The sequence below is a fragment of the Vibrio sp. 10N.261.55.C5 genome, assembly GCF_041470505.1.
Classification (GTDB): Bacteria; Pseudomonadota; Gammaproteobacteria; order Enterobacterales; family Vibrionaceae; genus Vibrio; species Vibrio crassostreae_C.
In genome coordinates this window covers 13,193-39,493 of the sequence record NZ_JBFRMS010000031.1, presented here as the reverse complement: position 1 = coordinate 39,493, position 26,301 = coordinate 13,193, and the positions used below count along the sequence as shown (strand labels likewise).

The window sequence follows — 26,301 nt, the reverse complement described above, 5'->3', positions numbered from 1 at the left end:
CGCTCCTAAATAAGACCCATTTGAACAAATCCAGGTGCTAAAATTAAGACAACGATAGGCATCATAATAAGTAAAATCAAAGGTATACTCATTTTAGCGGAGAGTTTACCCATCTTTTCCTCAACGGTAAGCAACTGCATTTTACGCATATCCTCAGCCAAATCAGATAAGATCATTGAAATAGAAGATCCGTATTGAATATTTTGAATAATAGTCAAAACAAAACTCGACATTTCAGGGGAAGGAACACGTTCAGACAAATTGTACAATGCTTTATCAATACCTTGAATCTTACCAAAATCTGACGTCTTTTTTATTTGATAGCATAAATCACGATCGAAGTTTTCAAGTTCCTTTGACAAATAAGCAAAAGATGCCTCTATCGTCATACCTGTCTGCACACAAACAGACATCATATCTAACAAATAGGGAAGGTTTATCGAAATCTTTCTAACAACCGCCTTTTGCTTCAAACTTAAGATCAGGTCAGGGAGGAGAACTGCTGTTATCAAACTAATAACCGCTAAAATGAATTTTGTTTCTATTGCAATATCCATTATCCAAACAAAAAATAATAGAACACAAAAAAACAACACCTTAAATGGAAAGTAATAAATAGCTAACTGGTGACTATGAATACCAGCATCTCTAATTTTTTGCTCGAGTTCACCTCTGTGCTCTTTACCAAATTTGACAATGAATGAATTAATCCTAGAGGTTCTATGTATTTTATGTGTTGTACTTAAAAGCATCTCTATTCTTTTTTCTTTCTTCAGGCCAACTAACATATTCATTATTAGATACAAACCTAAAACCACCGAAATTAGTAGGATAAAAGTATTCATAATCTTACCCTTTTAACAAGGATCCATACGATAAATAGGCCTAACAACTCACTACCTAACACATAATAAAGTATCCATTGTCCTTCTGGGTCATGGAGAATAAATTGAATATTATCTGGATTAACAAAATTTAGCATAATAGCAAAACACAACGGTATAGCTGCCACTATTTTGGCTGATATTCTCGCTTCAGACGTCATCGCCATTTTTTTTCTTTCCATTGCACGTGCATCGACTAACACTCTAATCAGCCTAGCTAACACTCCCTTAAGTTGGCCTCCACGATTCAGATTGGCTCTTATTGCAATCGTAAAAAAAATGTATTCTGGATAGGGAAAAACCTCACAAGATCGTTTTAAAACATCCTCAGAGCTTTCACCTAGACGAAGTCGGTCACCCATTAACTTAAATTCACGTCCAACTTCACCATCCATATTCCCTCCAACAAATACAAATGCCTGCATCAAACTTTCACCAGCAGTCACCGCACTCATTAATATGTTCAGAGCATCAGGAAATGTCCGCTGAAATATTTTTCTCCTCACATTTTTTAGTCTGAAGTAACCGAATAATAACAAACACAAGATTGAAGCTGCCAGAATAAATACTGAACGAATGTAAAAAAAATGATACACAATATAATAAGATATCGCAGTACTAAAAATGACATAAAGCAATATAATAAACTTAGCTCTTGAACCTAATATTCCTATAGTTGGATGTATATCTCTTCGAATGTTTCTCCAACTCGCCTTAGGGAGCAATCCACTTATATCAATAACTGAAATATCATCTTCTTTTTGCGCATTTTTCAATTCTGGAAAATAATCAACCACTTTTGATTTTTTATCATCAAAGAGTAAAAATATAGCAATTCCAAATAAAATAAAAGAGATCCAAATGATCATGTCCCTACCCCTTTAAAGGATTCCATCAGTTCATTATATAAACCGAAAAAATGGGCTTTTCGTACCAAGTGGGATCTCTGCATGATACCTTCTGTAACAAACTTGCCTTTTACATTCTCACCATAATTGACTTCATCATATTGGAAGGAAAATATCTCTTCCATGACAACACTATCCCCTTCAATTCCGACAATTTCTGAGATACTTGTTACTTTTCGAGAACCATCGCGCAAGCGATTCACTTGAACAACCATTTCAATTGAACTGACAATAGCCTTACGAATGGCATCCAATGGCTGGTTTAAGTTTGCCATCATAATCATAGATTCGACTCGGCTGATAGCATCTCTTGGTGTATTAGCATGTAGGGTAGACATAGACCCTTCGTGACCGGTGTTCATCGCCTGCAGCATCTCAAACGCTTCTGAACCACGACACTCACCAAGAATAATGCGATCAGGTCGCATACGAAGCGCATTAATCACCAAATCTCTCTGTGTCACTAGGCCAGTACTTTCAATGCTCTTAGTTCGCGTTTCAAGTCGAACTAAATTAGGCTGTTGAAGCCGAAGTTCAGCAGCGTCTTCTATTGTTATCACCCTCTCATCATCACTAATATAATGTGATAAAGCATTAAGTAACGTTGTTTTACCTGAACCTGTACCACCAGAAATCAAAACATTTAACCGACAACGAGAAGCAATCGATAGCACCCTTGCCATATCTAGAGACATAGAATTAAATTCGACCAAAGATTCCATCGTGATATTTTGCTCACGGAACTTACGAATAGAAATCGTCGTACCATCTAAAGCAATCGGAGGAATAACGATATTTACTCGGCTACCATCTTCGAGTCGGGCATCCACTGTAGGGGATAGCTCATCAACTCGGCGACCAACTCGAGAGGCGATTTGTTTAGCAATATTGAGAAGTTGGTCTTCATTGACAAAAGTAATATCTGAACGTTCCAATTTACCGTACTTTTCATAAAATACTTCATTTGGGCCATTAACGAGTATGTCAGTTATCGAAAAGTCTTCAACAAGCGGTTGAATAGGTCCTAATCCAAATAGCTCATCTAGCATACTTTTAACAATACTAGACCGCATCATTGCCGTTACTGGACGCTCATTATTGCTAGAAAGTACATCAACAGCACTTCTAACTTGTCCCTCTAAATCATTGCGATTCATGGTTTGAATCGCTTCGACATCAAGCGCTTCAAAGATCTGAGTGCGAAAAGATATATATAGCTCTTTAGTTGTGCTCATCGTGCCACCAGTCTATTTAACCAACCCTGATGTTTTTGCACTGATTGACCATTTATTAAGTTTGATAGGTCCTCAATCGTTTTACGAATGCTTTTCTCATGTTTATGTGCTCGCTTACCTTCTACGATTAAATGAGACAGCCTTTTACAATAAGGCATATCAATATCAAGTTTTGACTCAAGGTATTTTGTTATATCACTTTGTCCAATAACGAATGTACTCTCTGGTCTATGATGGTTGGCCAGAGTAATTATTCGAGTTCGCCGACTTTGTGACACTTGATTTTGTTCGAGTGCTGATAGCAATGCACGTGCATTTCTTACTGATGAAACGGAAGGCTCTAGGACAACGATGATTACATCATAAGTTTCTATTAATGCATGCGGGGTAATTTTAAAATCGATACTTCCAGAAAAATCCTCGATAATAAAATTAGCACTTCTATTTAATAGTTCACATAATGTTTGATTATAATCATAAATGAATTTTTGGTCTTGTTCTCCTTGCAATGACAGCAGTCTAAAATTTTTTCTCACTTGTGTTAAATAGCTTAACGCTCCGTCATTATCTAATTCATGAATTGGGACAGAATATTCATCAATCAATCTAGATTGAAAATTTTCCAAACCAATTAACACATCGATATTTGAGTCACTGTATTGGTGATCGACTAATATTGTATCAATACTTTGCGTAGATAACATTGAACTCAACTCAGTGGAAATCAGAGAAGTACCAACCCCACCTTTACTACCCACAACAGCAACGCGCTTTGCCTTACGCTTTTCACTCACACCAGAAAAAGATTCTAAATTTGCTTGAACATTTAGTATAAAGTCAGAAAATTCAAATTTATTAATAGGCCAATATAGATAGTAAAATCCCATTTCTTTTAATTCACGAAGCTTAACTATAGAGTCCTGCTGTCCTATAATTATCAGCCCTTTTCGGGTAGGGAGATGACTAGCGAAATTTTGAGCATCGTCCGCCATTGTTTCTGAGTTACATAACTCCAGTAAAACAATGTTTGATTTTTGTTCTTCATAGAACTTTTTATTTACATCCGTGTTTTTAATAAATTGTGGTTCATCCCAACCTTCAAATTGAAACATTTCTTTTACGAGATCAACACACTCCTGCGATTGATACACTAATACGCAATCAGATGGACTATTATTAATGCCTGATAAATCTTCCGCAGCTGCGGACTCTTTCATTGTTTTAACTAAATCAAACATTATAATCCCTCCACGAGCCTTTCCTTGTGAATAACCTGCCCAACTCTTGCCGCTTCCACAAAACAGTTTTTGCTCACATCAACACCTTCTACAGAAGCAAACTTACACTTTTCCTGTAATAGAGAGTGGTAGATCACTGTAATTTTAAGATCTTTGTCTAATTCGATATTTTTATGCACACTGAACGCCTCAGCAGACAGTGGTAACTTTTCAAATTCATTCACAACATTGTCAATCAAATTTTTTGAATTTCGATTCCTATATTCAAATTTATAAGAAGCTCCGGGATCTATATCGTTAACTTTAGCGATAAGATTACTTAGCTGTTTTTTGGTTTCAGGAATAGATTTCACACTAAATTTATAGATATGAGTCTCTGGATAAACTAAGTATTCACTACCTTTGCCGCTCAGGTAACGCTCAGCACACCCCGATATAAGAAACATCATGACCACTATTACAATTAATTTCTTCATTGTATAAATCCTCCTTGAGATAGCAGTTCAATTGTAGGATCACTACCACTGTTTACTTCAGCTGGAGAATCGATATTGAGCCAACGATGAAATGTAGAAGTCTTATGCATTTGAGGCAGCTGTACCTGCTTACTTTTTATTGGTTGAACCAAATTCACTGTCGCAACAATTAACAGTTCGGTTCTTCTTCTATCCGTCGAAGATTTTCTAAATGCCGCGCCTAAAATTGGAATATCACCGAGCAGGGGGGTTTTCTGTAACTCTTCCAAGTCAGAGCTGCTCATTAGCCCGCCCAGTACGAAACTGTCACCATCACCCAACTCGATCGTCGTCATGGCTCTACGCGTTGCCAATTGTGGAACCTCAATGCCTGCAGCTCGAATATACCGCTCGACTTCGCTCACTTCGGGAAGCAACTGCATACGAATACGCTCTTCGCTCATCACATTGGCCGTCAAACTCAAACGAACACCGAACTCTTTAAACGTAATGTTTATATTATTGTTCGTGGTTACGATTACGGGAATTTCCCCACCGACTAAGAAGCTCGCGGACTCACCGGAAATAACGGTCAGATTTGGTTCTGCTAAAATTTGCGCGACATTTTCATTGCCCAACGCTGTAATAACAGTTGTAAGGTCAGCAGCATCGAACTGTTGGAATAGAAACTCTCCGACACCCGCCCCCACGCTTGACCAATCAACACCGACTGTCTGCGCAAAATTTTCAGTTACCTGAGCGACCGAGATTTTGACATTAACCTGCTTCGCTGTTGCGACCTCAAGTAGCTCTAATATTCCATCCCAAGTCATATTCCTAGCAAAAATCATATCTTGTGGTTCTGGAATATCGATAAGATCGGTTTCTATTTCAAGCAACCGAGTGGCTTCATACCTTGCTACTTTCTCACGCCCCAGCAGGGTTGCGACCATCCGATATATATCATCACGCTGCTGGTTTGAATCAACCACACCGCTTACCGCAACTTGCATTCCTACGGACTCTAGCTTAATGTCTAGCTTTGGATAATGGAGTTTAATCTGGCGACGAACTTGGCTCAGATCCACATCGACGATGATTTTCTCGGACAATAGTAATTTATTGCTTTTGCCATAGATTTCGAGTCGCGCTTGCCCCACTTCTTTCGCAAAAACGACAATTGTTTTTTCATCGATAACATTATAGTCGGCTATATCTGGTGCGCTAATAAACACTGTTGTGATCGTTTCATTGAGAGAGATATGCTGTCCTTCAAATTGAGTAATATATCGCTGCGAAGCGAATACCATTGAGTTTATCAACAGCAGATTCATCACTAATACCCATCTCGTTATCTTTGCTGTTATACCCATTACAGTTCGCCCCCTTGAACGGTCTGACGTCTTGAACCTCTTAACTCCGACACTCCACTATAATTTTCAATAACATTTCTGACGTCAGCATCAATCGGAACTTCATAGCTATTGCTGCGGTACACCTCCAAATGCATCGTTTTCTCAGCAAGCGACACCTTTGCAATATCTACCGGATCAATCTCAATAATGACAACAGCTTGCCCGGTTTCCTCACCTGCGGATGCCGCCGGCTGAAACGTAGAATCGAGATTACCATCATCACCTTTGCTGCCACTCGACGTACCGAGCACCTTAGCTCGCTTAAGAAGTAAATTAGCATTAACACCATTAAAGCCAATACGTCTATCAAGGTCACCGGACAGATTTTCCACCGGCGAGCTTATTGATAACACATCAACATAAATTCCAGGTCTTATATAATCTAATATTAGGTTAGTACTGCTGACTAATAGTGGGTAAGGCTCTTTACCTTCTGATATAAGCAAATCAATATACCCAGGAGAACCTTTTTTATTTTGGTATTCGGGTAAAACCAAATCACCTTGGGATAAATTTCTATTAAGTAATGTGGCTGGAGAAAAATCTAAATTTACATCAGCCTTAATCCCTTCCCCAATGGCCAAACTCTTAAGAATTTGCTCTCTCTTAACCAAAGAAGCATCGATCGGTTTCCCCTTAACGAGTTGGATGTTTGCTCGCCAGACCTGAACGTATTCTTCAGTTTTTTCAACCGTAGGTTCACTCGTCTTATTTAGGTTCTGATATATTCCATAACCGCCGATTGCAACAGCTGCTACAGCAACAAACAGACTGAGACTTTTTTTCATACAAAACCTCCTGTTACAACATTTTTGAAAATGACCAGTGCAAAACCACTACAGATCGCAACGCCATATGGAATGCCTTCATTCGTCGGTTTTAAAGTGCTTAATCCATCCCAAATATTGGAACCATATTTCCCACAAAAATGAAGTATTAGATAAGTAACAGAAATAACTCCACCAATCAAAATCACCAATATAGTGGCTACAAACATATCGTTCGCTGGTATCGCTAAAGAGAAGGCTAAAATAAGCTTAACATCGCCCCCACCAATTAAATTCATCAACCAAAAAACAATCAGAATAATACCCAGAGCAAAAATAAATAACATTTTACCAAAATCGAATATTGTAAATCCTAAGGTAAAAGAAGCTATCGCAATCATTGCAATACAAAAATTAGGTATTTTCCTTTCTTTTATATCTTTAACACATATTATCACGCTAAAAATCATTAGAAGGATAAATGCCGTAATATATAACATAATTGACTCATACTTTATTTGTGACAAATAATCTTACAGGCTACCTAACATATCTGTAAGTGTTATTAGGTAGCCAAAATCACCTATAAAGTGGTTAATTAAAATACCTAAACGCCGCTTATTTCAGTTTGAATCTCATCAAACGCGTCTTCTAAATCATCTACAAAGCTAGTCGCATCTGTATAAAAAACAACAATTAACATAGTTGCCATAGCTACCGCAATTAAACCATATTCAATAGCTGTCACACCTCTCTCGTCTTTTCTTAGATCAGCAATAAAATTTGTCGTATACACGTAAAGTTTAGTAATCATGATGCCATCCTTTTTTCATGCTTCTAGTGCAAAGCAATTAGATCTTAGTAATCAGATCACTTTCTCACATTCGGTTACTATCGGTTTCCCCGATATCCAAACTAAAAATACACACTATTTAAAAGTGGTTATTTATTCATATTATCTATCTAATTAATTTAAAGGGATTTAGCTTCTAAATTAATATTTATTCTTGAAAATTAAGTTGATTGCATCCAAAGTAAAAGTGTGATCTACATCACACTTTAATTTCAAATAGTGCCAATTCAGATTATTAGTATTAGCCTAATACTTACGGTGCAAAGTCTGCAGGAGGGAGATATGAGGCTCACTTTAGACAATTTAATCTCATTTCATACTGTTGCCTCTGAAGGTTCGTTCAGTTGTGCTGCGAGGAAACTAGGTAAATCGCAATCAACGATAAGTGGAGCGATAAAAAATCTAGAACAAGATTTAGGATATTTTCTTTTTGATAGAGGTGGTCACACGGTATCATTAACCGATAAAGGAAAAAAAATATATGCGCTAACCACACCAATAATAAGCAAACACAAAGAGTTAAGTAACATTGCTAAAAATCTATCAAATTCAAATTTAACAAAAATAAAAGTAGGTATTGACCTACTAATGCTAAATTCAAATGTAAGAAATGCTCTTATTGAATTTTCTGAGGAGTTTCCAGAAGTTGAGATAAACGTTGTAACAAAACCAAGCTATATTTTAGGTGATTATATCAATCGTAAGAAAATTGATATCGCGATAGGAAACCCCTATCACAAAACCATCTATAACTTTAATATAGAAGAATTGTTTTTAGTTAATTGCATTTGGGTGGCGAGTAAAGAAGTCGTTCAAAACTCAAAATTCAATTCAAAAAACAATCGATTGTTATTGCTTGATGGATATAAAGATATTATTGATTATTCCATCATTTCAAGCCATAACATTTGGGTATTGGATGATATTAGTACTATCCTTGAACTCTGTAGCGCAGGGAAAGGGATAGCCCTTCTTCCACAGCATATCATTGAAACCAAAACAGTAATGAACAAATTAATAAAAATACCCAGTGATACTCAATTGTTTGGTAAGCAAATATATGCGTCTATGATCTGGCCATTGCACAGTGAATTTGGAAAATATCATCAGTGGATTCATAACAGACTAAGAAGTACCTATCACCTATGAAACATGAACAACAACTCTATTAAAATATGAAGTATCTCTGCCTTTCAGTTTCATTGATATTAATTAGTTTTAATAGTGAGATCTCAGCGAAAGTGACTTATATGAGAGACTCGATAAACTCTTATGAAGAACTGCAAGAAAATCAAAGATTGCAGCGAATTGTGGTTCCGAAAAGCAAAAGAATACACGAAATACGAGCTTCCAAAACCGATCCACCCGTACTTCTATCCCATAAAATCACTGACAGCGTCAGCAATAAATATACAATATATCAAACTCACATTGAGCGTTCTGCAACAAAGTGGGAAATTCCATCATCATTAATCGTTGCTATGATACACGCCGAAAGTTTCTTCGACCCAAATGCTGTTTCCCACGCCTCTGCTATTGGATTAATGCAAATTCTTGTTAATGGTGGGGCAGCTGAAGTTTCACGTGAACTCTATGGCAATAGACCTATCAGAGCACAAGATCTCTTTATCCCTGAATTCAATATTGATGTAGGGACCGCTTATTTGCATCTCTTGGAGACGAAGTATCTCAACAACATTCGCTCCTCTAGCGCGAGAAGACTACTAGCAATTGCTTCCTATAACTGTGGCTTATCTAATCTAATGAAATACTCCTTCGGTGATAAAGACATCAGTTCATTCTCCAAAAATATCAATAAGTTATCAGTTGATGAGTTATATACAATGCTAACAACACAATTACGTATTTCAGAAACAAGAACTTACGTAGCAAAAGTGTACAAACTAAACAAGCAATACCAAGCCTTGCTCAACTGATGCATATATTCTTATATGGCGATGGCGATCATTAAATTTCTAACCTAAAATTTGAATTGATAACAGCTCTGGTAATTGAATACAGTGGCAGGGTTGTTTCGATAATATCTTATAATAAACCGTGGACTTACACGTAGCGGATACCGAATCAAAAATAGCTGTAATTTCTTATCAATGTGGCTACAAGGATGTGTCGTATTTTTCAAGAATTTTTAAGAAAAGGACGGGCGTAACCCCTGCAAGCTACAGACGTGCCTGCACAGATAACAGAAAACGCTAATTTTACTCCCTAAAAGAAAAAATCATGGTACATTTAACATGATTTTAACAAAAATAACCAAAAATAACTTAGCGAAAAACATGGAGTTAGACAATGATTCAGCCTAACGAGTTTAGCCAAGAACAAGCAACAGCTCTCCCTACACCCGATGACATGATTTTAAAATGGGCAGAAGAACGCCCAGATGAAGTCTATTTGAAACAGATTATTAACCGCCAATTTGTCGAATTTACTTATAAAGAAGTAGCCGACAAAGCACTGAAACTGGCGTCAGCATTAGAAGGACTCGGAGCTCAACCTGGCGATCGAGTCGCTCTCGTATCGAAAAACTGTGCAGAGTGGTTCATCTGCGATCTTGCCATGATGTTAGGAGATTTTGTCAGCGTCCCAATCTTTCCAACAGCGGGTGCAGATACCATTCAGTACTGTATCGAGCATAGTGAAAGTAAAATTGTGATTGCGGGTAAGCTTGACGATCCTAAAGCCACTCAAAAAGTACTTGATGACAATCCGAGCTTGGTGAGTATTTCACTGCCATACGACAGCGCAGTGAAGTGCCAACACACTTTCGAGCAGCTCATTGAGACACATGAACCATCAACCAAACGCCCTCAGCATCACGACGATAAGCTGATGTCACTTGTTTATACATCGGGTACATCAGGGTTACCAAAAGGCGCAATGCTCACCTACGGCGCGTTTACTTGGTCTGTTCAAAGGTTGATTGACCATATTGGAATCCAACCTGGTGACCGCCTGTTTTCTTACCTACCGCTTGCTCATATTACAGAACGCGTTTACATCTTTGGTTCTTCAGTAATGGGAGGCGTGGTTACGGCTTTCCCTGAATCTTTAGACACCTTTATTGATGATGTGAAAATGCATCGCCCTACACTGTTTATTTCTGTTCCTCGTTTATGGACTCTGTTCCAGCAGCGAATCCAAGACAAGTTGCCACAGAAGAAACTGAACTTCTTATTGAAGATTCCGTTTATCAACAACATCATTAAGAAGAAGCTTGCTGATGGTTTAGGGTTAGACCAAGCTCGTGTTCTCGGCTGTGGTTCTGCACCTGTATCACCCGCTCTACTCGCATGGTATGAGAGTGTTGGCCTGCACATTACCGAGGCATGGGGCATGACAGAGTCTTTCGCCTACAGCACGCTCAACTACCCATTCAGAGCCGATAAAATTGGTACGGTTGGTAATGCAGGTCCAGGGATCGAACTCAAAATAGCTGAAGATGAAGAGATTCTAGTTCGAGGCAAAGGCTTATTCTCTGGTTACTACAAGAATGATATTGCGACCCAAGAGTCTTTTAACTCGGATGGTTGGCTTCATACCGGTGATATCGGTGATATCGATAGTGAAGGTTACCTAACGATTCGTGGGCGTAAGAAAGATACCTTTAAAACCGCTAAAGGTAAGTTTGTTGCCCCTGTACCAATCGAAAACAAACTGTTTGAGTACAGCCGCGTAGAAATGATGTGTTTGATAGGTCTTGGCCTACCTGGTCCAATCCTACTTGTGGTACCGCATGACTTCCCTAATTTCGATCGAGCTCGCTATGAGAAAACGACAAAGCGCGTTATCGAGAAAATGAACGAGCAGCTTGGTTCACACGAGAAGATCAAAGGTGTATTGATGATTAAGGAACCATGGAGCATTGAGAATGGCGTGTTAACCCCGACTCTCAAAATCAAGCGACATATCCTTGAGCAGAAATACCATGAAGTTGGTCATAACTGGCCGAAAGATAAATTGGTGGTTTGGGAAGAATAATTAAAATCGAGAGGGAGCCATTATGGCTCCTTTTTTGGCAGCAAAGTTCGCTCAACCTTAGATTAGCCAGTCCCTCCCCTAACACTCCCACTCACTCCCAAAACGATTTTTTCAGTTCCTTATCAACTTGTTCCTGTGTAATCCCTACATCTCTCAACAAATACTCTGGTAGCTCAGACAGCTGCTTTCTGGTTCTACGATTTTGAAAGTACATGCCTAATTTAGAATAGAATTTCTTAATTGATAATGATGAAAAAAATGAATGGTTGGTGTTTGCTGTTGCTGTGATCGTATTCATAGCCTTTCTCCTGTTGATCTTTTGTTTTGTTATGGTCAATAATTAATCAACAGAGCAACATCGACAAACGATAGATACTGGCATTCAGTTAAGGAAAACTAATGTGAGAGAACGAGCCCCACCATTCCAAGGGATCTACTATTTTTACACGGCGGCTGAAACTGGCAGTTTTAAGCTCGCAGCAGAAAAGCTATTTGTCACGGCAGCTGCCGTCAGCCAACAAATTCGCCAACTTGAAGAGTCGTTAGGTGCAGACTTGTTTATTCGCCAGCACCGAAAAATAGTATTAACTCATGAAGGTGAAGTGCTCTATCTACAAGCGAAGAAAGGCTTTGCTCATATTCAAGATGGAGTAAGACGAATAAACCAAGACCCCAACCCCACTCAGTTATCGATTTCGACCGTACCCTCTTTTGCACAACATTGGTTAGTGCCTAGAATTGGCGACTTCCGCGACCGTCACCCAGATTTATCTATGTTAATAGAACCGACCAACAAACTGGTTACCTTTGAAGACTCAGCTGTCGATGTCTGTGTTCGATATGGTCATGGTAACTACCCAAATATTGAATCACGTTGGTTAATGGACGAAGTTGTTTACCCTGTCTGTCATCCTATCTATCAAGAAAAATATGGAATCTATGACATCAGCGATCTGCATAAAGCAGAGTTAATTGAAGACCGTTGGCCTGATATGGATTGGAATCTATGGTTAGACGTTGCTGGGGCGAAGGCAGGACGTTCATCATTGCAATTTGACGGCTCACATTTTGTTTTAGAGGGTGCATTATCCGTTCAGGGCGTTGCCTTGGTTAAGCACAGCTTGGTGTATCGCTATTTGCAGGAAAAGAAATTGGTGCGGATCGGAAACATAGCGCTGAAGCCTAAATACAATTATTTTTTGTGTGCGCCTCCAGGTTACTTTCATCGAGAGAAGATAAAACGTTTCGAAGAATGGATGCAGGCTCAGGTTAAATTATTTGGTGATACAGGTAGAGAAGAGCTTTCGATTATCCACACCGATTACGAACTCAAATGGTCGGATAATTCATAAAGCGAAACTGGTATACTTAGCTCAAATAAATGGCGAGAACATCTCATGACACAAGACAATAATCCACTTCACGGTATCACTCTACAGAAGCTACTGACTGAATTAGTTGAACATTACGGTTGGGAAGAGTTGAGTTACATGGTGAACATCAACTGCTTTAAAAAAGACCCGAGCATTAAATCGAGCTTAAAATTTTTGCGTAAAACAGATTGGGCTCGTACCAAGGTAGAGCAGATTTACATCGACTTAAAGCGTTAATCTCTCCCTACTTTATCTGTCCCGTGTTGATTAAATACGGGACAACCCCTGTGTCTACTTTTTAGGGGCCATATCAATATCACATCTCGCATCTCTCGCATCTCTCGCATCTCTCGCATCTCTCGCATCTCTCGCATCTCTCGCATCTCTCGCATCTCTCGCATCTCTCGCAGTATGTTACAAGCAATAAAAAGCCCCGCAAGCTTTCACTTGCGGGGCTTTTTTAGCTAATTGAGAAAAGGGCTAATTACTTACCAGCTTCTTTTTCTGCTTTAACTTTTGCAATCACTTCGTCAGCAACGTTAGTTGGACATGGTGCGTATTGTGCGAATTCCATAGAGAATTGGCCACGACCAGAAGTGATAGTACGTAGGTGACCGATGTAGCCGAACATCTCAGAAAGAGGTACGTCAGCTTTAATACGAACACCAGTAACGCCAGCTTGTTGATCTTTGATCATGCCACGACGACGGTTAAGGTCACCGATAACATCACCAACGTGATCGTCTGGAGTGAACACGTCAACGTTCATGATTGGCTCAAGAAGTTGCGCGCCAGCTTTAGGCATAGATTGACGGAATGCGCCTTTCGCTGCGATTTCAAATGCGATAGCAGATGAATCGACTGCGTGGAAACCACCATCGAAAAGTTCAACTTCAACGTCTAGAGTTGGGAAGCCAGCTAGTACGCCGTTTTCCATCATAGATGCGAAGCCTTTCTCAACTGCAGGCCAGAATTCTTTAGGAACGTTACCGCCCACAACTACAGAGTTGAACTTGAAGCCAGAACCTGCTTCGCCTGGTTTGATACGGTAATCGATCTTACCGAATTGACCAGAACCACCAGATTGCTTCTTGTGCGTGTAGCTATCTTCAATTGCTTGAGTGATAGTTTCACGGTAAGCAACTTGAGGAGCACCTACAGTTAGGTCAACGCCGTATGTACGCTTAAGGATATCTACCTTGATGTCTAGGTGAAGTTCACCCATACCTTTCAGGATAGTTTCGCCAGTCTCTTCGTCAGTCTCAACTTGGAAAGATGGATCTTCTGCAACCATTTTACCGATAGCGATACCCATTTTCTCAGAACCGCCTTTATCTTTTGGAGATACAGCGATTGAGATTACTGGAGTTGGGAATACCATTGGCTCAAGCGTTACTTGGTGCTTAGGATCACATAGAGTGTGACCAGTTTGCACGTTCTTCATACCAACGATCGCAATGATGTCACCAGCTTGTGCGCTAGTTAGTTCGTTACGGTCATCAGCTTGCATCTCAACCATACGGCCAACACGTTCAGTCTTGCCAGTGAATGAGTTAAGAATCGTGTCACCTTTGTTCAGTTTACCAGAGTAAATACGAACGAAAGTTAGAGCACCGAAGCGGTCATCCATGATTTTGAATGCAAGCGCTTTGAAAGTCTCATCTGTAGAAACGATAGCGTGTTCGCCAGTTTCTTCACCGTTCTCATCCATTAGAGGCTGAGGGTCAACTTCAGTTGGTGCTGGTAGGTAATCTACTACAGCATCAAGGATAAGTTGCATACCTTTGTTCTTGAACGCAGAACCACAGAACGTTGGGAAGAATGCGATATCACGAGTACCTTTACGGATACAACGCTTAACGTCTTCAATAGAAGGCTCTTCACCTTCCATGTAAGCTTCCATTAGGTCATCGTCTTGCTCTACAGCAGTTTCGATTAGCTCTTCACGGTATTGCTCAACGTCATCAACCATGTCCGCTGGAACATCTTTGATTTCGTAGTTTTCAGGAAGACCAGTGTCATCCCAAACGTATGCTTTACGGCTTAGTAGGTCTACAACACCAACGAACTCGTCTTCACGGCCGATTGGTAGAACCATTACTAGAGGAGTTGCACCTAGAACGTTTTTAACTTGGTCAACAACGTTGTAGAAGTCTGCACCCATACGGTCTAGTTTGTTAACGAAGATCAGACGAGATACTTCTGATTCGTTAGCGTAGCGCCAGTTAGTTTCTGATTGAGGTTCAACACCACCAGAACCACAGAATACACCGATACCGCCATCAAGAACTTTAAGAGAACGGTATACTTCAACTGTGAAGTCAACGTGTCCAGGAGTATCGATAACGTTTAGACGGTGATCGTTCCAAAAACAGCTTACAGCTGCTGATTGGATAGTAATACCGCGCTCAGCTTCCTGTTCCATGAAGTCAGTCGTTGATTCGCCATCATGTACTTCACCAGTCTTGTGGATTTGACCAGTTAGCTTAAGGATACGCTCAGTGGTAGTTGTTTTACCCGCATCAACGTGCGCGAAAATACCAATGTTTCTGTATTTCGATAAATCTGCCATTGTCTTACTCTGTTAATAGGATATAAAATGCGCGCAGAGTATATCACAATCTGTGAAGACTGATAGCTTTGCATGCATTTGGGACTAAAAAACTTTGCCTTTTTCTAACATATAGAAAAAGGCAATCTGTAGAAACAATCTAAATGATTGTTTAGTTTAGTGCTAATCTAAAGCGCAATTGGCGTTTTAAGTTAGACTGAATTTCTGCTGTATAGAGTAGCTGAAGTGAGCTCAATTACAACTCATCAAAAGCATTAATTGCTTCTGATAATTTTTTCACACCGTGGATCTGCATTCCTGGAATGCCACCTTTCGGCATGTTCGCTGCCGGTACAATCGCTTTCTTGAAACCGTGTTTAAAGGCTTCATTAAGACGTTCTTGCCCACTTGGTACCGGTCGAATCTCACCCGCTAAGCCTACCTCGCCAAATACCACCACATCTTTTGGCAATGCGCGGTCTCTGAAACTCGAAAGTAATGCCATCACTAAAGCAAGATCAGCACTGGTTTCGGTTACTTTAACACCACCGACGACATTCACAAACACATCTTGGTCAGCCATTTGTAAGCCCCCGTGTTTATGCAGCACCGCTAATAACAACGAAAGTCTGTTTTGTTCTAAACCAACTGCAACACGGCGCGGATTTGCCAGCTGGGAATAATCCACCAGTGCCTGGATTTCAACAAGAAGTGGACGTGTCCCTTCCCATACCACCATAACAGAACTACCTGACGTTTCTTCTTCGCCTCGAGATAGGAAAATAGCCGATGGATTACTGACTTCTTTAAGGCCTTGGCCTGTCATTGCAAACACACCCAACTCATTGACCGCACCAAAACGGTTTTTGTGACTACGCAGAGTTCTGAATCGACTATCTGTTCCGCCATCGAGCAGTACAGAACAATCGATAATGTGTTCAAGCACTTTTGGCCCTGCTAAGGTGCCGTCTTTAGTTACGTGTCCAACTAAGAACACAGCAACGTTATTCTGTTTTGCGTAGCGCGTTAATGCGGTTGCCGATTCACGAACCTGTGCAACACTGCCCGGAGAAGATTGAACATCCGCAACGTGCATAACTTGGATCGAGTCGATAACCATGATCTTAGGTTGTTCTTTTTCTGCAACCTGACAAATCTTATCCACGTTCGTTTCTGAGAGCATCTTTAGGTGCTCTTTTGGCAATCCAAGTCGAGACGCACGCATCGCGACTTGTTGCAGAGATTCTTCCCCGGTTACATAGAGAGTCGGTAATTGAGAAGAAAGCTGACACATGGTTTGTAATAGCAGCGTTGATTTACCGGCACCCGGGTTACCACCAATCAGGATCGCAGCACCCGGTACGACACCACCACCAAGTACGCGGTCTAGCTCTTTAAAGCCACTGCTAAAACGTGGGACTTCTTGCAGATCGATTTCTGACAGCGTTTGAACCGAAGATTCAGTTGCACCGCCCGCATAACCACTCAATCGTTCATTACGTGCGACCTGAGGTGAAGCGGCTAACCTAACTTCTGTAATCGTGTTCCAAGCACCACATGCATTGCACTGCCCCTGCCAACGTGGAAAATCGGCACCACAGTCATTACACACATAAGCTCGCTTTGCCTTCGCCATAAAACCTCAATAATTTGCTTGGTAACTGGTAAATGTTACTATTTTGTGACCTTGTTGACCGTACGCATTAAAATAAACGTTGCAGTCATACCACTTATACTTAAAGATCGATTGAAACTAGCCGATAACATCAATGCACCGTCCATTCTAACAAGAAAAATATGCAGCAATCTGAAATTCTATCTGTAGCAGAACGTTTAATCCCGGCTTACCACGCCGAAGATTTCGAATTCCTTCTTTCTCAAATGACAGAAGGGGAATCGCCGTCTCTGAAGCTGCTCGTTAAAATGGAACTGAATCGTATCATGGCTCCGTGTACAAAGAGCATTGATTTACGCGGGCGTATTGATAATGAGTGTCGTCAGTTCACTCTCGATGGCCGTAAGCACTGGCTCGATGATATCGCTTTAAACGCATATCAACGTGGTACGAAAAAGTTTAAAGGTTACACAGAAGGCGCATGGGAGTTAGTAATGACTCCGCGAACTCAGCCTCTGAGCGTTGTTAAAACATCTTCTCAAGGTAACCACGACATTACTAGCGCCAATAGCCCGTACGAAGCGGAAGCTATTAACCTAGGTTACGACTTAAAACGCCAAGAGAACAGACTCAAGATTAGCTCGCAGGTCGAGATCACCACATCGAAAGGGCAAAGCCTACATGGTGTAACGGTTGATATCTCCCCGTCGGGTGCAAAGTTCAAAGTACCGAGCGCCTTTCGATACAACCTCGGCGAGATCATCAGCGTTAAGTTCTCAGAGCTTATCGAAAAGTCCCAAGAAAACGATGTTAACCAAGCGGTTGAATTTCGTGTTTTGGGTATCGACGAATCTTATGAGAACAACGCGGTCAAATTTCTAAGAACCATCAAGGTAAGCGACAACAATATTGTGGCTCGCTTACTCGATGAGTCTTTAAATAGCACCAGTAAGAAAACCAGCCATGAGAATCAAGATAGGATTATTCGAACTCGTACTCGAGGAATCGAACATACCTATCTAAAGCATACTTGTAACCTACCCCTGTTTTTCAGCGGCAGCGAACTAAAGCTTGCCCTACTGACGGATAACAACCATCCATTATGGCAATATTGGCACGACGAACGAAATCAACAAGCGCTGGGTACCCTGTTCAACGAGCAACGTATGAACCTGTTGGCGAAACCAGGAGTGAAGGGAACCAGTAACGTTATCTACTCTTTTACCCATGAACACCAAAACAAGACCTTGTTCTATTCAATGATGCTGCCTGAAGCCTCTCGTGAACAAAGACAGCTGTTCTGGCACATCGGTGGCAAACGTAAAAGTTGGAAGGCGTTCAAGTTCTCGGTTTTCGAACTTTCAGACACTGAGCGACAAGCATTAGCTAAACACTCGGATACGCTGGCTCAAAGCTCAGCTCAACTGACGCATTGCGGAATCTTGCAAGAGATTGGCGATCACGAAAGTGCGGCGGACTATCTTCTGAGTGAAAAGCCACGCATTCCAAGCAGTGAATTGAACCGCTTCCGTCACCCGCGTACTGTCGTCGGCAATATTCAAAGCATCTACTTTGACTCTCAGACTCGTCGTAAAGAGCCGAGATACCAATTTAAGTCACCGTTGCAACTTACATCACAAGATGGCGCAGCGGCGAACGGACACACCTTAGATATTTCGAAGCGTGGACTGAGCATTAGCCTTGAACACCCAATGGTACTCAAGATTAATGATCCGGTATTAGTGAACTTCAATGAACTGCAGCTCTATGACAAGAACCTGCCACTGAGCACAGTGCCTTACCACGTAATTCGAGTGAGTCCGAATGGTCGCAACGTGCAGTTGGTTATTGCCGAGAACGCCAAGACAATGCGTACCATCGCTTTCCTTAATGGGCTTATCGATCAAAACCAAAGTAAGCTGATTAAGAAGCAAGAGATACTGCCAACACATTCGCTACTCGAATCACTGCACAACATTTTGTTGAGCAAGATGGTCAGTAACCCAATATTCATTGATAAGCCAAGTTCAACGCTGCGCTGTAAGATCATTGGTGTGAATTTCCCACTGAATAAGCATCTAACGTTACTTGCTAAACTTGGTCACAACCAAAAGTTCTCACTCGAGCCAATCTTCAAGGGTCACACCAACTCACTGTTGGCTGAGCCACTAAAAAGAATTGAAGGTGCGGAGCCTAAGCATCATGACGTGTACATTGCTGCAGTGAAGTTTGGCGACAAAATCCAGTCGGTACACACCAAGTTGGTCAAAGACTTCGCCTCAGCAAAGGAACGCATCTTATTCATCAAGAAAGCGCAGCACTTAGGTGATGTGTATGTATTGCGAGTCACCACGGCACCTATCTTTAATCCGCTAACGAGTTTATTCCAGTCGGATTTAGAAGAGCTTTCACGCATCAGTATGCATCAAGCTAAGAAGCTAGAGAATGAGGTGACGGCGTTTATCGGTTATGGCGAGATAGAGGACATTACCGATGAAGTGCTGATTCGATTGGAGCTAACACGCTAGCCTCGAGTGGCGTATTAACTTAAGCATGAAAATTGAAAAAGCAGGCTGATAGCCTGCTTTTTTGTGTCTGAGCCACTATTGCTAAATAAGATACATAGCCAATAGCACTTAGGTAGAGCCCCTAAGGTTTCGCTTGCCAGCTGATCTTCTGTTGCTTAGCCAATACACCCGACAAGATACACAGCACACCGCCTAAACCTGCGTAACGAACAGCAGTTTGAGCTTGCTGCTCTACTTTTGGTTTTGCGTGGTAGGCAATGCCTAAACCTGCAGAGCCCATCATCACCAAGTCATTGGCACCATCACCAACGGCAACGGTATTATGTAGTTCCAATTCGTACTCTTCAGCCAACTCTACCAAGATATCCGCTTTGGTCTGCGCCGAAACAACATCGCCTAAGACTTCACCCGTCAACTTACCGTTGACGATCTCAAGCGTGTTTGATTGAGCATGGTCTAGATCAAGGGTATCTTTCAGGTAGTCAGAGAAGTAAGTAAAACCGCCTGATGCAATCGCCGTTTTCCAGCCAAGCTTATTTAGAGTATTCACCAGCCCGACCAAGTCTGGCATGAATGGCAATGACTGACGCACTTGCTCTAATATCGATTCATCCGCACCTTTCAGTGCTCCTACTCGCTGGCGTAGGCTCTGTTCAAAGTCGAGCTCGCCTTGCATTGCTCGTTCTGTGATTTCAGAGACTAACTCTCCCACTCCAGCTAGCTTGGCAATCTCATCGATGCATTCAATTTGAATCGCTGTGGAATCCATATCCATCACGATCAAACCTGGCTTAGATAAGTCTGGGACCTCGCTAAGGCAAGCATAATCAAGCTTTAGCGCTTGGAGGATTTCTTCGTGTGCTGGCGTTAGATTGCCTGACATCAAAGCCACTTCATAATGCCCAACCTTCCACGTATCGAGGATGGTGTTGTAAGTGCCAGTGAAAAAGTCGATGTCATCGAAAGATTGTGGAGATAGGTACTCACCAAACACAATCCAATTGGCCTTGGATTTAGCGAGTTGAGAAGCGAAACGAGTCTCGGGGAGTCGAGTTAATAATGTCGTATGCCTTTTTATCGGCAGATATTTCTGAGCGTCCATGTGTATGATTCCTAATTAACTATGCTAAACGTTAACCTATTGCAATTTGAAAACGCAAGTCTCAATATGTCTTAATCATAACATTTGTTTATTTCAGGCTTCGTGAAACATGAATGAATCATTGTTCTCAATACGTAACGCTTTACGAATGCTAGCCCTCATTTTGTTGGCTACCATGTTCGTTGTAACGATTAAAAATACGGTCGTGATCAGTAAAGGTAACGAGAAGATCCAAGCAAAACAGTTGGAAACTCTTACCAAGCTGCTTATCTCTCAGGCATCACTTTCAGCCAGCAAGATGATCACGCAACAAGACCAAGAGCGATTGCTTGATCTGACTAACCAGCTATCTCAAGACCGACTGGTGTTCGATACCACCATCTATGATGCAGAGGGTATTCGACTGGCTTCGAGCGAAAAAGCCCTCTCGGTACGTGAGGTTCTTGGCTTAGATACACCACTTTCAACAGCAAGTATCGGCAGACAACAGTTAGTTGAACCTATTTATTCTCCAGAGAAAACGATCATCGGCTTTATTCGAGTGACTTTTGAAACCGGTAAGATGACGGCGATTTCTGATCACCACTACCGCAAAAGTGATCGCTACATGATCGGTATGGTGTTGATGGGGTTTGTGAGTGGCGTGTTGTTCATCATGCTGATTCGCAGAAGACCAACTAAGTCTGGTGAGAACTTACTATTGAAAAATGTAAGCTCATAAACACACTAGGCTGACAATAAATACTAGACTCAGAATAAGTACAGCAATCCAATAAAAAGCCCCGACGCTCAGGCAGCAACGGGGCTTTTTGTTATCTGTTAACTTATCAAGCTAAGACAAATCAAGATTATTCTTGGTCACCAAGCAACACTGAGTCTAGTGCGATAACCATCATGTCGTTGAAAGTCGTTTGACGTTCATCTGATGTCGTTTGCTCACCAGTCTTGATGTGGTCAGAAACAGTACAGATCGTTAGAGCTTTTGCGCCGTATTCAGCACATACACCATAGATGCCAGCCGCTTCCATCTCTACGCCAACAATGCCGTATTTGTCCATTACTTCGAACATCTCTGGATCTGGCGTGTAGAACAGCTCAGCCGAGAACAGGTTACCGACTTTTACGCCGACACCGAGAGCTTTGGCTGCATCTTCTGCCGCGCGCACCATTTTGTAATCCGCAATCGCCGCAAAGTCATGATCTTTAAAGCGAATACGGTTCACTTTAGAGTCAGTACATGCGCCCATGCCGATCACCACATCACGCACTTTGATATCTTCGCTCACTGCACCACAACTGCCCACACGAATGATCTTCTTCACACCAAAGTCTTTGATAAGCTCAGTCGCGTAAATAGAACAAGATGGAATGCCCATACCGTGTCCCATTACCGAAACCTTACGACCTTTGTAAGTACCGGTGTAACCAAACATGTTGCGAACGTCGCACACTTGAACCACTTCTTCTAAGAAGGTTTCAGCGATGTATTTAGCACGTAGCGGATCGCCTGGCATTAAAACTACGTCAGCGAAATCACCCATTTCAGCATTAATATGTGGAGTAGCCATTGAAAATATCCTTAATCTCAAAACAAAAAAAGAAGAGAGAAGTTTCCCTCTCTCTTCGTTAACTATTATAGAAAGCTTGTACCGTGTCCCATTGGCGATGTACCAAAGTATGACGCTAAGCTTTGACCGATATCAGCAAATGTATCGCGACGGCCTAAAGAACCGGCTGGAACCTTCTGACCGTAAACAATCACAGGGATGTGCTCACGAGTATGGTCTGTACCTGGCCATGTCGGATCACAACCGTGGTCAGCCGTTAGGATAAGCACATCATCTTCTTTCATCATATCGATGATTTCATTGATGCGACCATCGAAGTACTCAAGTGCCGCTGCATAACCAGCAACATCACGGCGGTGGCCGTAAGCTGAGTCGAAATCAACGAAGTTAGTGAACACGATAGTGTTGTCGCCTGCTTCATTGATCGCTTCTTTGGTTGCTTCAAATAGCGCAGGGATACCTGTTGCTTTGGTTTTCTGAGTGATGCCACAACCCGCGTAGATATCAGAGATCTTACCGATTGAGTGAACGTTACCGCCCTTCTCATCAACCAACTTCTGAAGTACCGTCGCCGCTGGTGGCTCAACAGAAAGGTCACGACGGTTACCAGTACGTTCGAATTGACCTTTACCTGGGCCAATGAACGGACGAGCGATAACACGACCAATGTTGTAATCTTCTAGCTCTTCACGAGCAATCTGACAAAGATCTAATAGGTTTTGCAGGCCGAATGTCTCTTCGTGACAAGCGATCTGGAAAACAGAGTCTGCGGAAGTATAGAAGATTGGCAGACCAGTCTTCATGTGCTCTTCACCTAGGTTATCTAGGATTTCCGTACCAGATGAGTGGCAGTTACCCAAGAAACCAGACAGGCCTGCACGCTCAAGGATGCGGTCAGTCAGTTCTTTTGGGAAGCTGTTCTCTTTGTCGGTGAAGTAGCCCCAGTCAAACAGTACAGGAACACCTGCGATTTCCCAGTGACCTGATGGCGTGTCTTTACCAGAAGACAGCTCAGCAGCGTGACCGTAAGCGCCAATGATCTCAGCGTCTGCATCCATACCAGGAGCAAAACGACCCGTAGACTCTTTGTGAGCCATCGCTAGACCTAGCTTAGACAGGTTTGGCAGTGCCAGTGAACCTTTACGATCTGCATTGTCTGCAAGACCTTGGTCACAATGATCTGCGATGTGGCCCATAGTGTCAGAACCTACATCGCCAAATTTGTCTGCATCCGCTGTTTCACCGATACCGAATGAATCTAAAACTAAAATAAATGCTCTTTTCATTTTCTTCACCAACTTATTGCTCTTTGCACCAGAACTCTGTTTATCGGTATACGCGAGGTATACCGATACCTGTTATTTACACGTCTTCAGAACGAATCTGACGGTAAACGTCTGGCGTTGCTGTATATTCTCCGCCCACAGTGATTGCATTTTGTAATGCTGTTGCAGCTTCTTGCCACTGTTGTTCGTTACGAGCATGAATCATTGCTAATGGCTTATCTTCACTTGCTACTTCACCTAGGCGAATGAAGTGATCAAAACCGACTGCGTAATCAATGCTGTCAGTTGCTACACGACGACCGCCGCCCATACCAACCACAGCCATACCAATTGCACGAGTATCCATTGCTGATACCACACCGCTTTCTAACGCGTACACTGGCTTAATAATGTCTGCTTTTTCTAGGTAGTTATCGTAGTTCATTACGAAATCAACTGGACCACCAAGGCCCGCTACCATTTTACCGAAGCACTCTGCTGCTTTACCGTTATCCAGTACTGCCATCAGTTTTTCGCGCGCTTCATCTGAATCTTTTGCAAGGTTGCCCAGCACCAACATTTCAGCACACGATGCTAGCGTGATCTCTAACAAGCGTGGGTTACGGTATTCACCCGTTAGGAACTGAACCGCTTCACGAACTTCTACTGCGTTACCCGCTGAAGAAGCCAGCACTTGGTTCATGTCCGTTAGGATTGCTGTTGTTTTAGTACCCGCACCGTTTGCTACTGCAACGATAGATTTCGCTAGCTCTTCAGATGCTTCGTAAGTCGGCATGAATGCGCCTGAACCTACTTTTACATCCATCACTAGAGAATCAAGGCCCGCAGCCAGTTTCTTAGATAGGATTGAAGCCGTGATCAGCGAGATGTTATCGACTGTTGCTGTGATATCACGAGTTGCGTAAACACGCTTGTCAGCAGGAGCTAGATCGCCTGTTTGACCGATGATAGCCACGCCAGCATCTTTCGTTACTTCACCGAACACATCGTTGGTTGGTGTAATGTTGTAACCCGGAATAGATTCCAGCTTGTCTAGCGTACCGCCAGTGTGGCCTAAACCACGACCAGAGATCATTGGAACGAAACCGCCACATGCTGCCACCATTGGGCCAAGCATCAGAGAAGTAACGTCGCCAACACCACCAGTAGAGTGTTTATCAACGATTGGGCCATCAAAGTTCATGTGGCTCCAGTCAATCACCATGCCTGAATCACGCATTGCACACGTTAGTGCGATACGTTCTGGCATCGTCATTTCATTAAAAAAGATAGCCATTGCGAATGCGGCAATTTGGCCTTCAGAAACCGTGTTCTTAGCCACACCTTGAATGAAGAAGTTAATTTCTTCAGCTGTTAGGACTTCACCGTCACGTTTTCTGCGAATAATTTCTTGAGGTAGATACATTAGTGCCTCCCAAACTCTAGTGAGTATGGTTTGTAGGGAAAAGAGGTAATATGGAGTGGCTTGACGCCACTCCATCAAACAGACTTATTATGTTCAATACTCTAAATATTTGGCGTTGCAGTTAGGCGACCAGTGAGTTCATTCCTATGAGCATAGAAGCTCTATGTGATTAGGACGGCCGGCGAACCGGTGAACTTGCGCAGGCAACAACGCTGCTACGTCAAATATGACGGGTAAATTAGTATGCTGCTGGATCAGCAGTTTCGTCTGTCACTTCTAATGTATTAAGAAGGTTAGTTAGTAGGCTTGAAGCACCAAAACGGTAGTGCATGTTGTCTGCCCACTCAGCGCCTAGTAGCTCATCAGCCATTGCTAGGTATAGTGCTGCATCTTCAGCAGTACGTACGCCACCAGCTGGTTTGAAACCAACTGTTTTAGCAACGCCCATGTCACGAATAACTTCAAGCATCATGCGCGCGTACTCTGGAGTCGCGTTTACTGGTACTTTACCTGTTGAAGTTTTGATGAAGTCTGCACCTGCTTCGATACAGATTTGAGAAGCTTTCTTGATTAGTGCTTCTTCTTTCAGTTCACCTGTTTCGATGATCACTTTAAGCGTGATGTCACCACAAGCTGCTTTACACTGTTTAACTAGCTCAAAGCCAACTTCTTCGTTGCCAGCAATAAGAGCACGGTATGGGAATACTACGTCAACTTCGTCTGCGCCGTACGCTACCGCTGCTTTTGTTTCTGCAACAGCAATTTCGATGTCGTCATTACCATGAGGGAAGTTAGTTACAGTCGCAATGCGTACTTCTGGAGTACCTTGCTCACGCAACGCTTTCTTAGCTGCTGGGATAAAGCGAGGGTAAATACAGATTGCAGCGGTGTTGCCTACTGCAGTCTTCGCGTCATGACAAAGCGCCACTACTTTTTCTGTAGTGTCATCGTCATTTAGCGTAGTTAGGTCCATAAGTTTAAGTGCACGTAGAGCTGCTGCTTTTAAATCGCTCATTTCTATCTCCGATCAATATATTCAAATAGTTAACTACTTCGCCCTCCATCCAGTATAGATGGATATTTTAGTAATGCTCAGTAGCCACAAATGAACGGACTTGG

At 42.0% G+C, this 26,301-nt stretch carries 24 protein-coding genes and 1 pseudogene; 8 read left to right on the top strand and 17 right to left on the bottom strand.

The genetic code is table 11. From position 1 onward, the window contains the following. Positions 1-5 precede the first annotated feature (5 nt). From AB4263_RS12555 to AB4263_RS12515, 9 genes are all read right to left on the bottom strand, one after another. The gene (locus AB4263_RS12555) at positions 6-848 is read right to left on the bottom strand and encodes a type II secretion system F family protein (protein ID WP_372098330.1); all 843 of its coding nucleotides are present in this window, start codon (positions 846-848) and stop codon (positions 6-8) included. Continuing rightward, the gene (locus tag AB4263_RS12550; RefSeq protein ID WP_372098329.1) at positions 842-1,750 is read right to left on the bottom strand and encodes a type II secretion system F family protein; all 909 of its coding nucleotides are present in this window, start codon (positions 1,748-1,750) and stop codon (positions 842-844) included. The genes AB4263_RS12555 and AB4263_RS12550 overlap by 7 nt, the downstream gene beginning before the upstream one ends. Continuing rightward, positions 1,750-3,027: a CpaF family protein gene (locus AB4263_RS12545; RefSeq protein WP_372098298.1), complete on the bottom strand. Its 1,278-nt coding sequence runs from the start codon at positions 3,025-3,027 to the stop codon at positions 1,750-1,752. Before AB4263_RS12545 ends, AB4263_RS12550 begins: the two co-directional genes overlap by 1 nt. After that, on the bottom strand, positions 3,024-4,265 hold the full coding sequence (locus AB4263_RS12540; protein ID WP_372098297.1) for a CpaE family protein: 1,242 nt from the start codon (positions 4,263-4,265) through the stop codon (positions 3,024-3,026). Before AB4263_RS12540 ends, AB4263_RS12545 begins: the two co-directional genes overlap by 4 nt. Further along, positions 4,265-4,741 carry a hypothetical protein gene (locus tag AB4263_RS12535; RefSeq protein ID WP_372098296.1) on the bottom strand — a complete coding sequence of 159 codons (477 nt, stop codon included), beginning with the start codon at positions 4,739-4,741 and terminating at the stop codon, positions 4,265-4,267. Before AB4263_RS12535 ends, AB4263_RS12540 begins: the two co-directional genes overlap by 1 nt. Then, positions 4,738-6,054, bottom strand: coding sequence for a type II and III secretion system protein family protein (locus AB4263_RS12530; protein WP_372098328.1), 1,317 nt, complete (start codon positions 6,052-6,054; stop codon positions 4,738-4,740). Before AB4263_RS12530 ends, AB4263_RS12535 begins: the two co-directional genes overlap by 4 nt. A gap of 38 nt (positions 6,055-6,092) precedes the next feature. Then, the gene (locus AB4263_RS12525) at positions 6,093-6,923 is read right to left on the bottom strand and encodes a pilus assembly protein CpaB (RefSeq protein ID WP_372098295.1); all 831 of its coding nucleotides are present in this window, start codon (positions 6,921-6,923) and stop codon (positions 6,093-6,095) included. Beyond that, positions 6,920-7,402, bottom strand: a complete 483-nt coding sequence (locus AB4263_RS12520; RefSeq protein WP_372098294.1) for a prepilin peptidase — start codon at positions 7,400-7,402, stop codon at positions 6,920-6,922. Before AB4263_RS12520 ends, AB4263_RS12525 begins: the two co-directional genes overlap by 4 nt. Before the next feature lie 107 nt (positions 7,403-7,509). Then, positions 7,510-7,716, bottom strand: coding sequence for a Flp family type IVb pilin (locus tag AB4263_RS12515; RefSeq protein ID WP_372098293.1), 207 nt, complete (start codon positions 7,714-7,716; stop codon positions 7,510-7,512). A gap of 321 nt (positions 7,717-8,037) precedes the next feature. Between AB4263_RS12515 and AB4263_RS12510 the strand changes: the two genes are divergently transcribed. From AB4263_RS12510 to AB4263_RS12495, 4 genes and pseudogenes are all read left to right on the top strand, one after another. Further along, complete coding sequence (locus AB4263_RS12510; RefSeq protein WP_017060824.1) at positions 8,038-8,904, top strand: LysR family transcriptional regulator; 867 nt, start codon at positions 8,038-8,040, stop codon at positions 8,902-8,904. Positions 8,905-9,005: 101 nt separating this feature from the next. After that, positions 9,006-9,692, top strand: coding sequence for a transglycosylase SLT domain-containing protein (locus AB4263_RS12505; protein ID WP_372098292.1), 687 nt, complete (start codon positions 9,006-9,008; stop codon positions 9,690-9,692). 136 nt (positions 9,693-9,828) lie between these two features. Further along, positions 9,829-9,972, top strand: a pseudogene (locus tag AB4263_RS12500) (helix-turn-helix domain-containing protein); the annotation flags it as partial. A 93-nt stretch (positions 9,973-10,065) separates the two neighbouring features. Continuing rightward, positions 10,066-11,754 carry an AMP-binding protein gene (locus AB4263_RS12495; protein ID WP_372098291.1) on the top strand — a complete coding sequence of 563 codons (1,689 nt, stop codon included), beginning with the start codon at positions 10,066-10,068 and terminating at the stop codon, positions 11,752-11,754. A gap of 91 nt (positions 11,755-11,845) precedes the next feature. On the opposite strand, the gene AB4263_RS12490 is transcribed toward AB4263_RS12495, so the two are convergent. Beyond that, a complete protein-coding gene (locus AB4263_RS12490) occupies positions 11,846-12,052 on the bottom strand; it encodes a DUF1127 domain-containing protein (RefSeq protein ID WP_372098290.1) in 207 nt (68 codons plus the stop codon). Positions 12,053-12,155: 103 nt separating this feature from the next. Here AB4263_RS12490 and AB4263_RS12485 point away from each other — a divergent pair, with 103 nt between their 5' ends. Beyond that, a complete protein-coding gene (locus tag AB4263_RS12485; protein WP_372098289.1) occupies positions 12,156-13,106 on the top strand; it encodes a LysR substrate-binding domain-containing protein in 951 nt (316 codons plus the stop codon). 45 nt (positions 13,107-13,151) lie between these two features. Then, complete coding sequence (locus tag AB4263_RS12480) at positions 13,152-13,364, top strand: VF530 family DNA-binding protein (RefSeq protein WP_012604684.1); 213 nt, start codon at positions 13,152-13,154, stop codon at positions 13,362-13,364. Between the two features lie 247 nt (positions 13,365-13,611). Here the strand turns inward: AB4263_RS12480 and fusA are convergent, their stop codons facing one another. Both fusA and radA read right to left on the bottom strand, forming a co-directional pair. Then, positions 13,612-15,699 (bottom strand): elongation factor G, encoded by a 2,088-nt coding sequence (fusA, locus tag AB4263_RS12475; protein WP_017058825.1) that lies wholly within the window; start codon positions 15,697-15,699, stop codon positions 13,612-13,614. 235 nt (positions 15,700-15,934) lie between these two features. Continuing rightward, a complete protein-coding gene (radA, locus tag AB4263_RS12470; RefSeq protein ID WP_017063288.1) occupies positions 15,935-17,314 on the bottom strand; it encodes a DNA repair protein RadA in 1,380 nt (459 codons plus the stop codon). A 161-nt stretch (positions 17,315-17,475) separates the two neighbouring features. On the opposite strand from radA, the gene AB4263_RS12465 reads away from it, so the two are divergent. Further along, positions 17,476-19,821, top strand: coding sequence for a PilZ domain-containing protein (locus tag AB4263_RS12465; RefSeq protein WP_017066978.1), 2,346 nt, complete (start codon positions 17,476-17,478; stop codon positions 19,819-19,821). Between the two features lie 121 nt (positions 19,822-19,942). Here AB4263_RS12465 and serB read toward each other — a convergent pair whose 3' ends face one another. Continuing rightward, on the bottom strand, positions 19,943-20,923 hold the full coding sequence (gene serB / locus AB4263_RS12460; RefSeq protein ID WP_017058828.1) for a phosphoserine phosphatase: 981 nt from the start codon (positions 20,921-20,923) through the stop codon (positions 19,943-19,945). A 109-nt stretch (positions 20,924-21,032) separates the two neighbouring features. Here serB and AB4263_RS12455 point away from each other — a divergent pair, with 109 nt between their 5' ends. Beyond that, positions 21,033-21,644 (top strand): YtjB family periplasmic protein, encoded by a 612-nt coding sequence (locus tag AB4263_RS12455; RefSeq protein ID WP_076655999.1) that lies wholly within the window; start codon positions 21,033-21,035, stop codon positions 21,642-21,644. Positions 21,645-21,771: 127 nt separating this feature from the next. On the opposite strand, the gene deoD is transcribed toward AB4263_RS12455, so the two are convergent. The 4 genes from deoD to deoC form a co-directional block, all read right to left on the bottom strand. Continuing rightward, the gene (gene deoD, locus AB4263_RS12450) at positions 21,772-22,491 is read right to left on the bottom strand and encodes a purine-nucleoside phosphorylase (RefSeq protein WP_017063285.1); all 720 of its coding nucleotides are present in this window, start codon (positions 22,489-22,491) and stop codon (positions 21,772-21,774) included. 65 nt (positions 22,492-22,556) lie between these two features. After that, entirely contained in the window at positions 22,557-23,777 is a 1,221-nt protein-coding gene (locus AB4263_RS12445; protein ID WP_372098288.1) for a phosphopentomutase, read from the bottom strand. Between the two features lie 76 nt (positions 23,778-23,853). Then, positions 23,854-25,182, bottom strand: a complete 1,329-nt coding sequence (gene deoA / locus AB4263_RS12440) for a thymidine phosphorylase (protein WP_017063283.1) — start codon at positions 25,180-25,182, stop codon at positions 23,854-23,856. Positions 25,183-25,420: 238 nt separating this feature from the next. Continuing rightward, complete coding sequence (gene deoC / locus AB4263_RS12435) at positions 25,421-26,197, bottom strand: deoxyribose-phosphate aldolase (protein WP_048612300.1); 777 nt, start codon at positions 26,195-26,197, stop codon at positions 25,421-25,423. Positions 26,198-26,301 lie beyond the last annotated feature (104 nt).

Coding starts and splice junctions, on each gene's coding strand:
- radA (WP_017063288.1), bottom strand. CDS start 17,314: ATGGCGAAGGCAAAGCGAGCTTATGTGTGTAATGACTGTGGTGCCGAT.
- AB4263_RS12465 (WP_017066978.1), top strand. CDS start 17,476: ATGCAGCAATCTGAAATTCTATCTGTAGCAGAACGTTTAATCCCGGCT.
- fusA (WP_017058825.1), bottom strand. CDS start 15,699: ATGGCAGATTTATCGAAATACAGAAACATTGGTATTTTCGCGCACGTT.
- AB4263_RS12520 (WP_372098294.1), bottom strand. CDS start 7,402: ATGTTATATATTACGGCATTTATCCTTCTAATGATTTTTAGCGTGATA.
- AB4263_RS12505 (WP_372098292.1), top strand. CDS start 9,006: ATGAGAGACTCGATAAACTCTTATGAAGAACTGCAAGAAAATCAAAGA.
- AB4263_RS12535 (WP_372098296.1), bottom strand. CDS start 4,741: ATGAAGAAATTAATTGTAATAGTGGTCATGATGTTTCTTATATCGGGG.
- AB4263_RS12445 (WP_372098288.1), bottom strand. CDS start 23,777: ATGAAAAGAGCATTTATTTTAGTTTTAGATTCATTCGGTATCGGTGAA.
- AB4263_RS12530 (WP_372098328.1), bottom strand. CDS start 6,054: ATGAATCTGCTGTTGATAAACTCAATGGTATTCGCTTCGCAGCGATAT.
- AB4263_RS12510 (WP_017060824.1), top strand. CDS start 8,038: ATGAGGCTCACTTTAGACAATTTAATCTCATTTCATACTGTTGCCTCT.
- AB4263_RS12495 (WP_372098291.1), top strand. CDS start 10,066: ATGATTCAGCCTAACGAGTTTAGCCAAGAACAAGCAACAGCTCTCCCT.
- deoD (WP_017063285.1), bottom strand. CDS start 22,491: ATGGCTACTCCACATATTAATGCTGAAATGGGTGATTTCGCTGACGTA.
- AB4263_RS12540 (WP_372098297.1), bottom strand. CDS start 4,265: ATGTTTGATTTAGTTAAAACAATGAAAGAGTCCGCAGCTGCGGAAGAT.
- AB4263_RS12545 (WP_372098298.1), bottom strand. CDS start 3,027: ATGAGCACAACTAAAGAGCTATATATATCTTTTCGCACTCAGATCTTT.
- serB (WP_017058828.1), bottom strand. CDS start 20,923: ATGGACGCTCAGAAATATCTGCCGATAAAAAGGCATACGACATTATTA.
- AB4263_RS12490 (WP_372098290.1), bottom strand. CDS start 12,052: ATGAATACGATCACAGCAACAGCAAACACCAACCATTCATTTTTTTCA.
- AB4263_RS12515 (WP_372098293.1), bottom strand. CDS start 7,716: ATGATTACTAAACTTTACGTGTATACGACAAATTTTATTGCTGATCTA.
- deoA (WP_017063283.1), bottom strand. CDS start 25,182: ATGTATCTACCTCAAGAAATTATTCGCAGAAAACGTGACGGTGAAGTC.
- deoC (WP_048612300.1), bottom strand. CDS start 26,197: ATGAGCGATTTAAAAGCAGCAGCTCTACGTGCACTTAAACTTATGGAC.
- AB4263_RS12480 (WP_012604684.1), top strand. CDS start 13,152: ATGACACAAGACAATAATCCACTTCACGGTATCACTCTACAGAAGCTA.
- AB4263_RS12525 (WP_372098295.1), bottom strand. CDS start 6,923: ATGAAAAAAAGTCTCAGTCTGTTTGTTGCTGTAGCAGCTGTTGCAATC.
- AB4263_RS12455 (WP_076655999.1), top strand. CDS start 21,033: ATGAATGAATCATTGTTCTCAATACGTAACGCTTTACGAATGCTAGCC.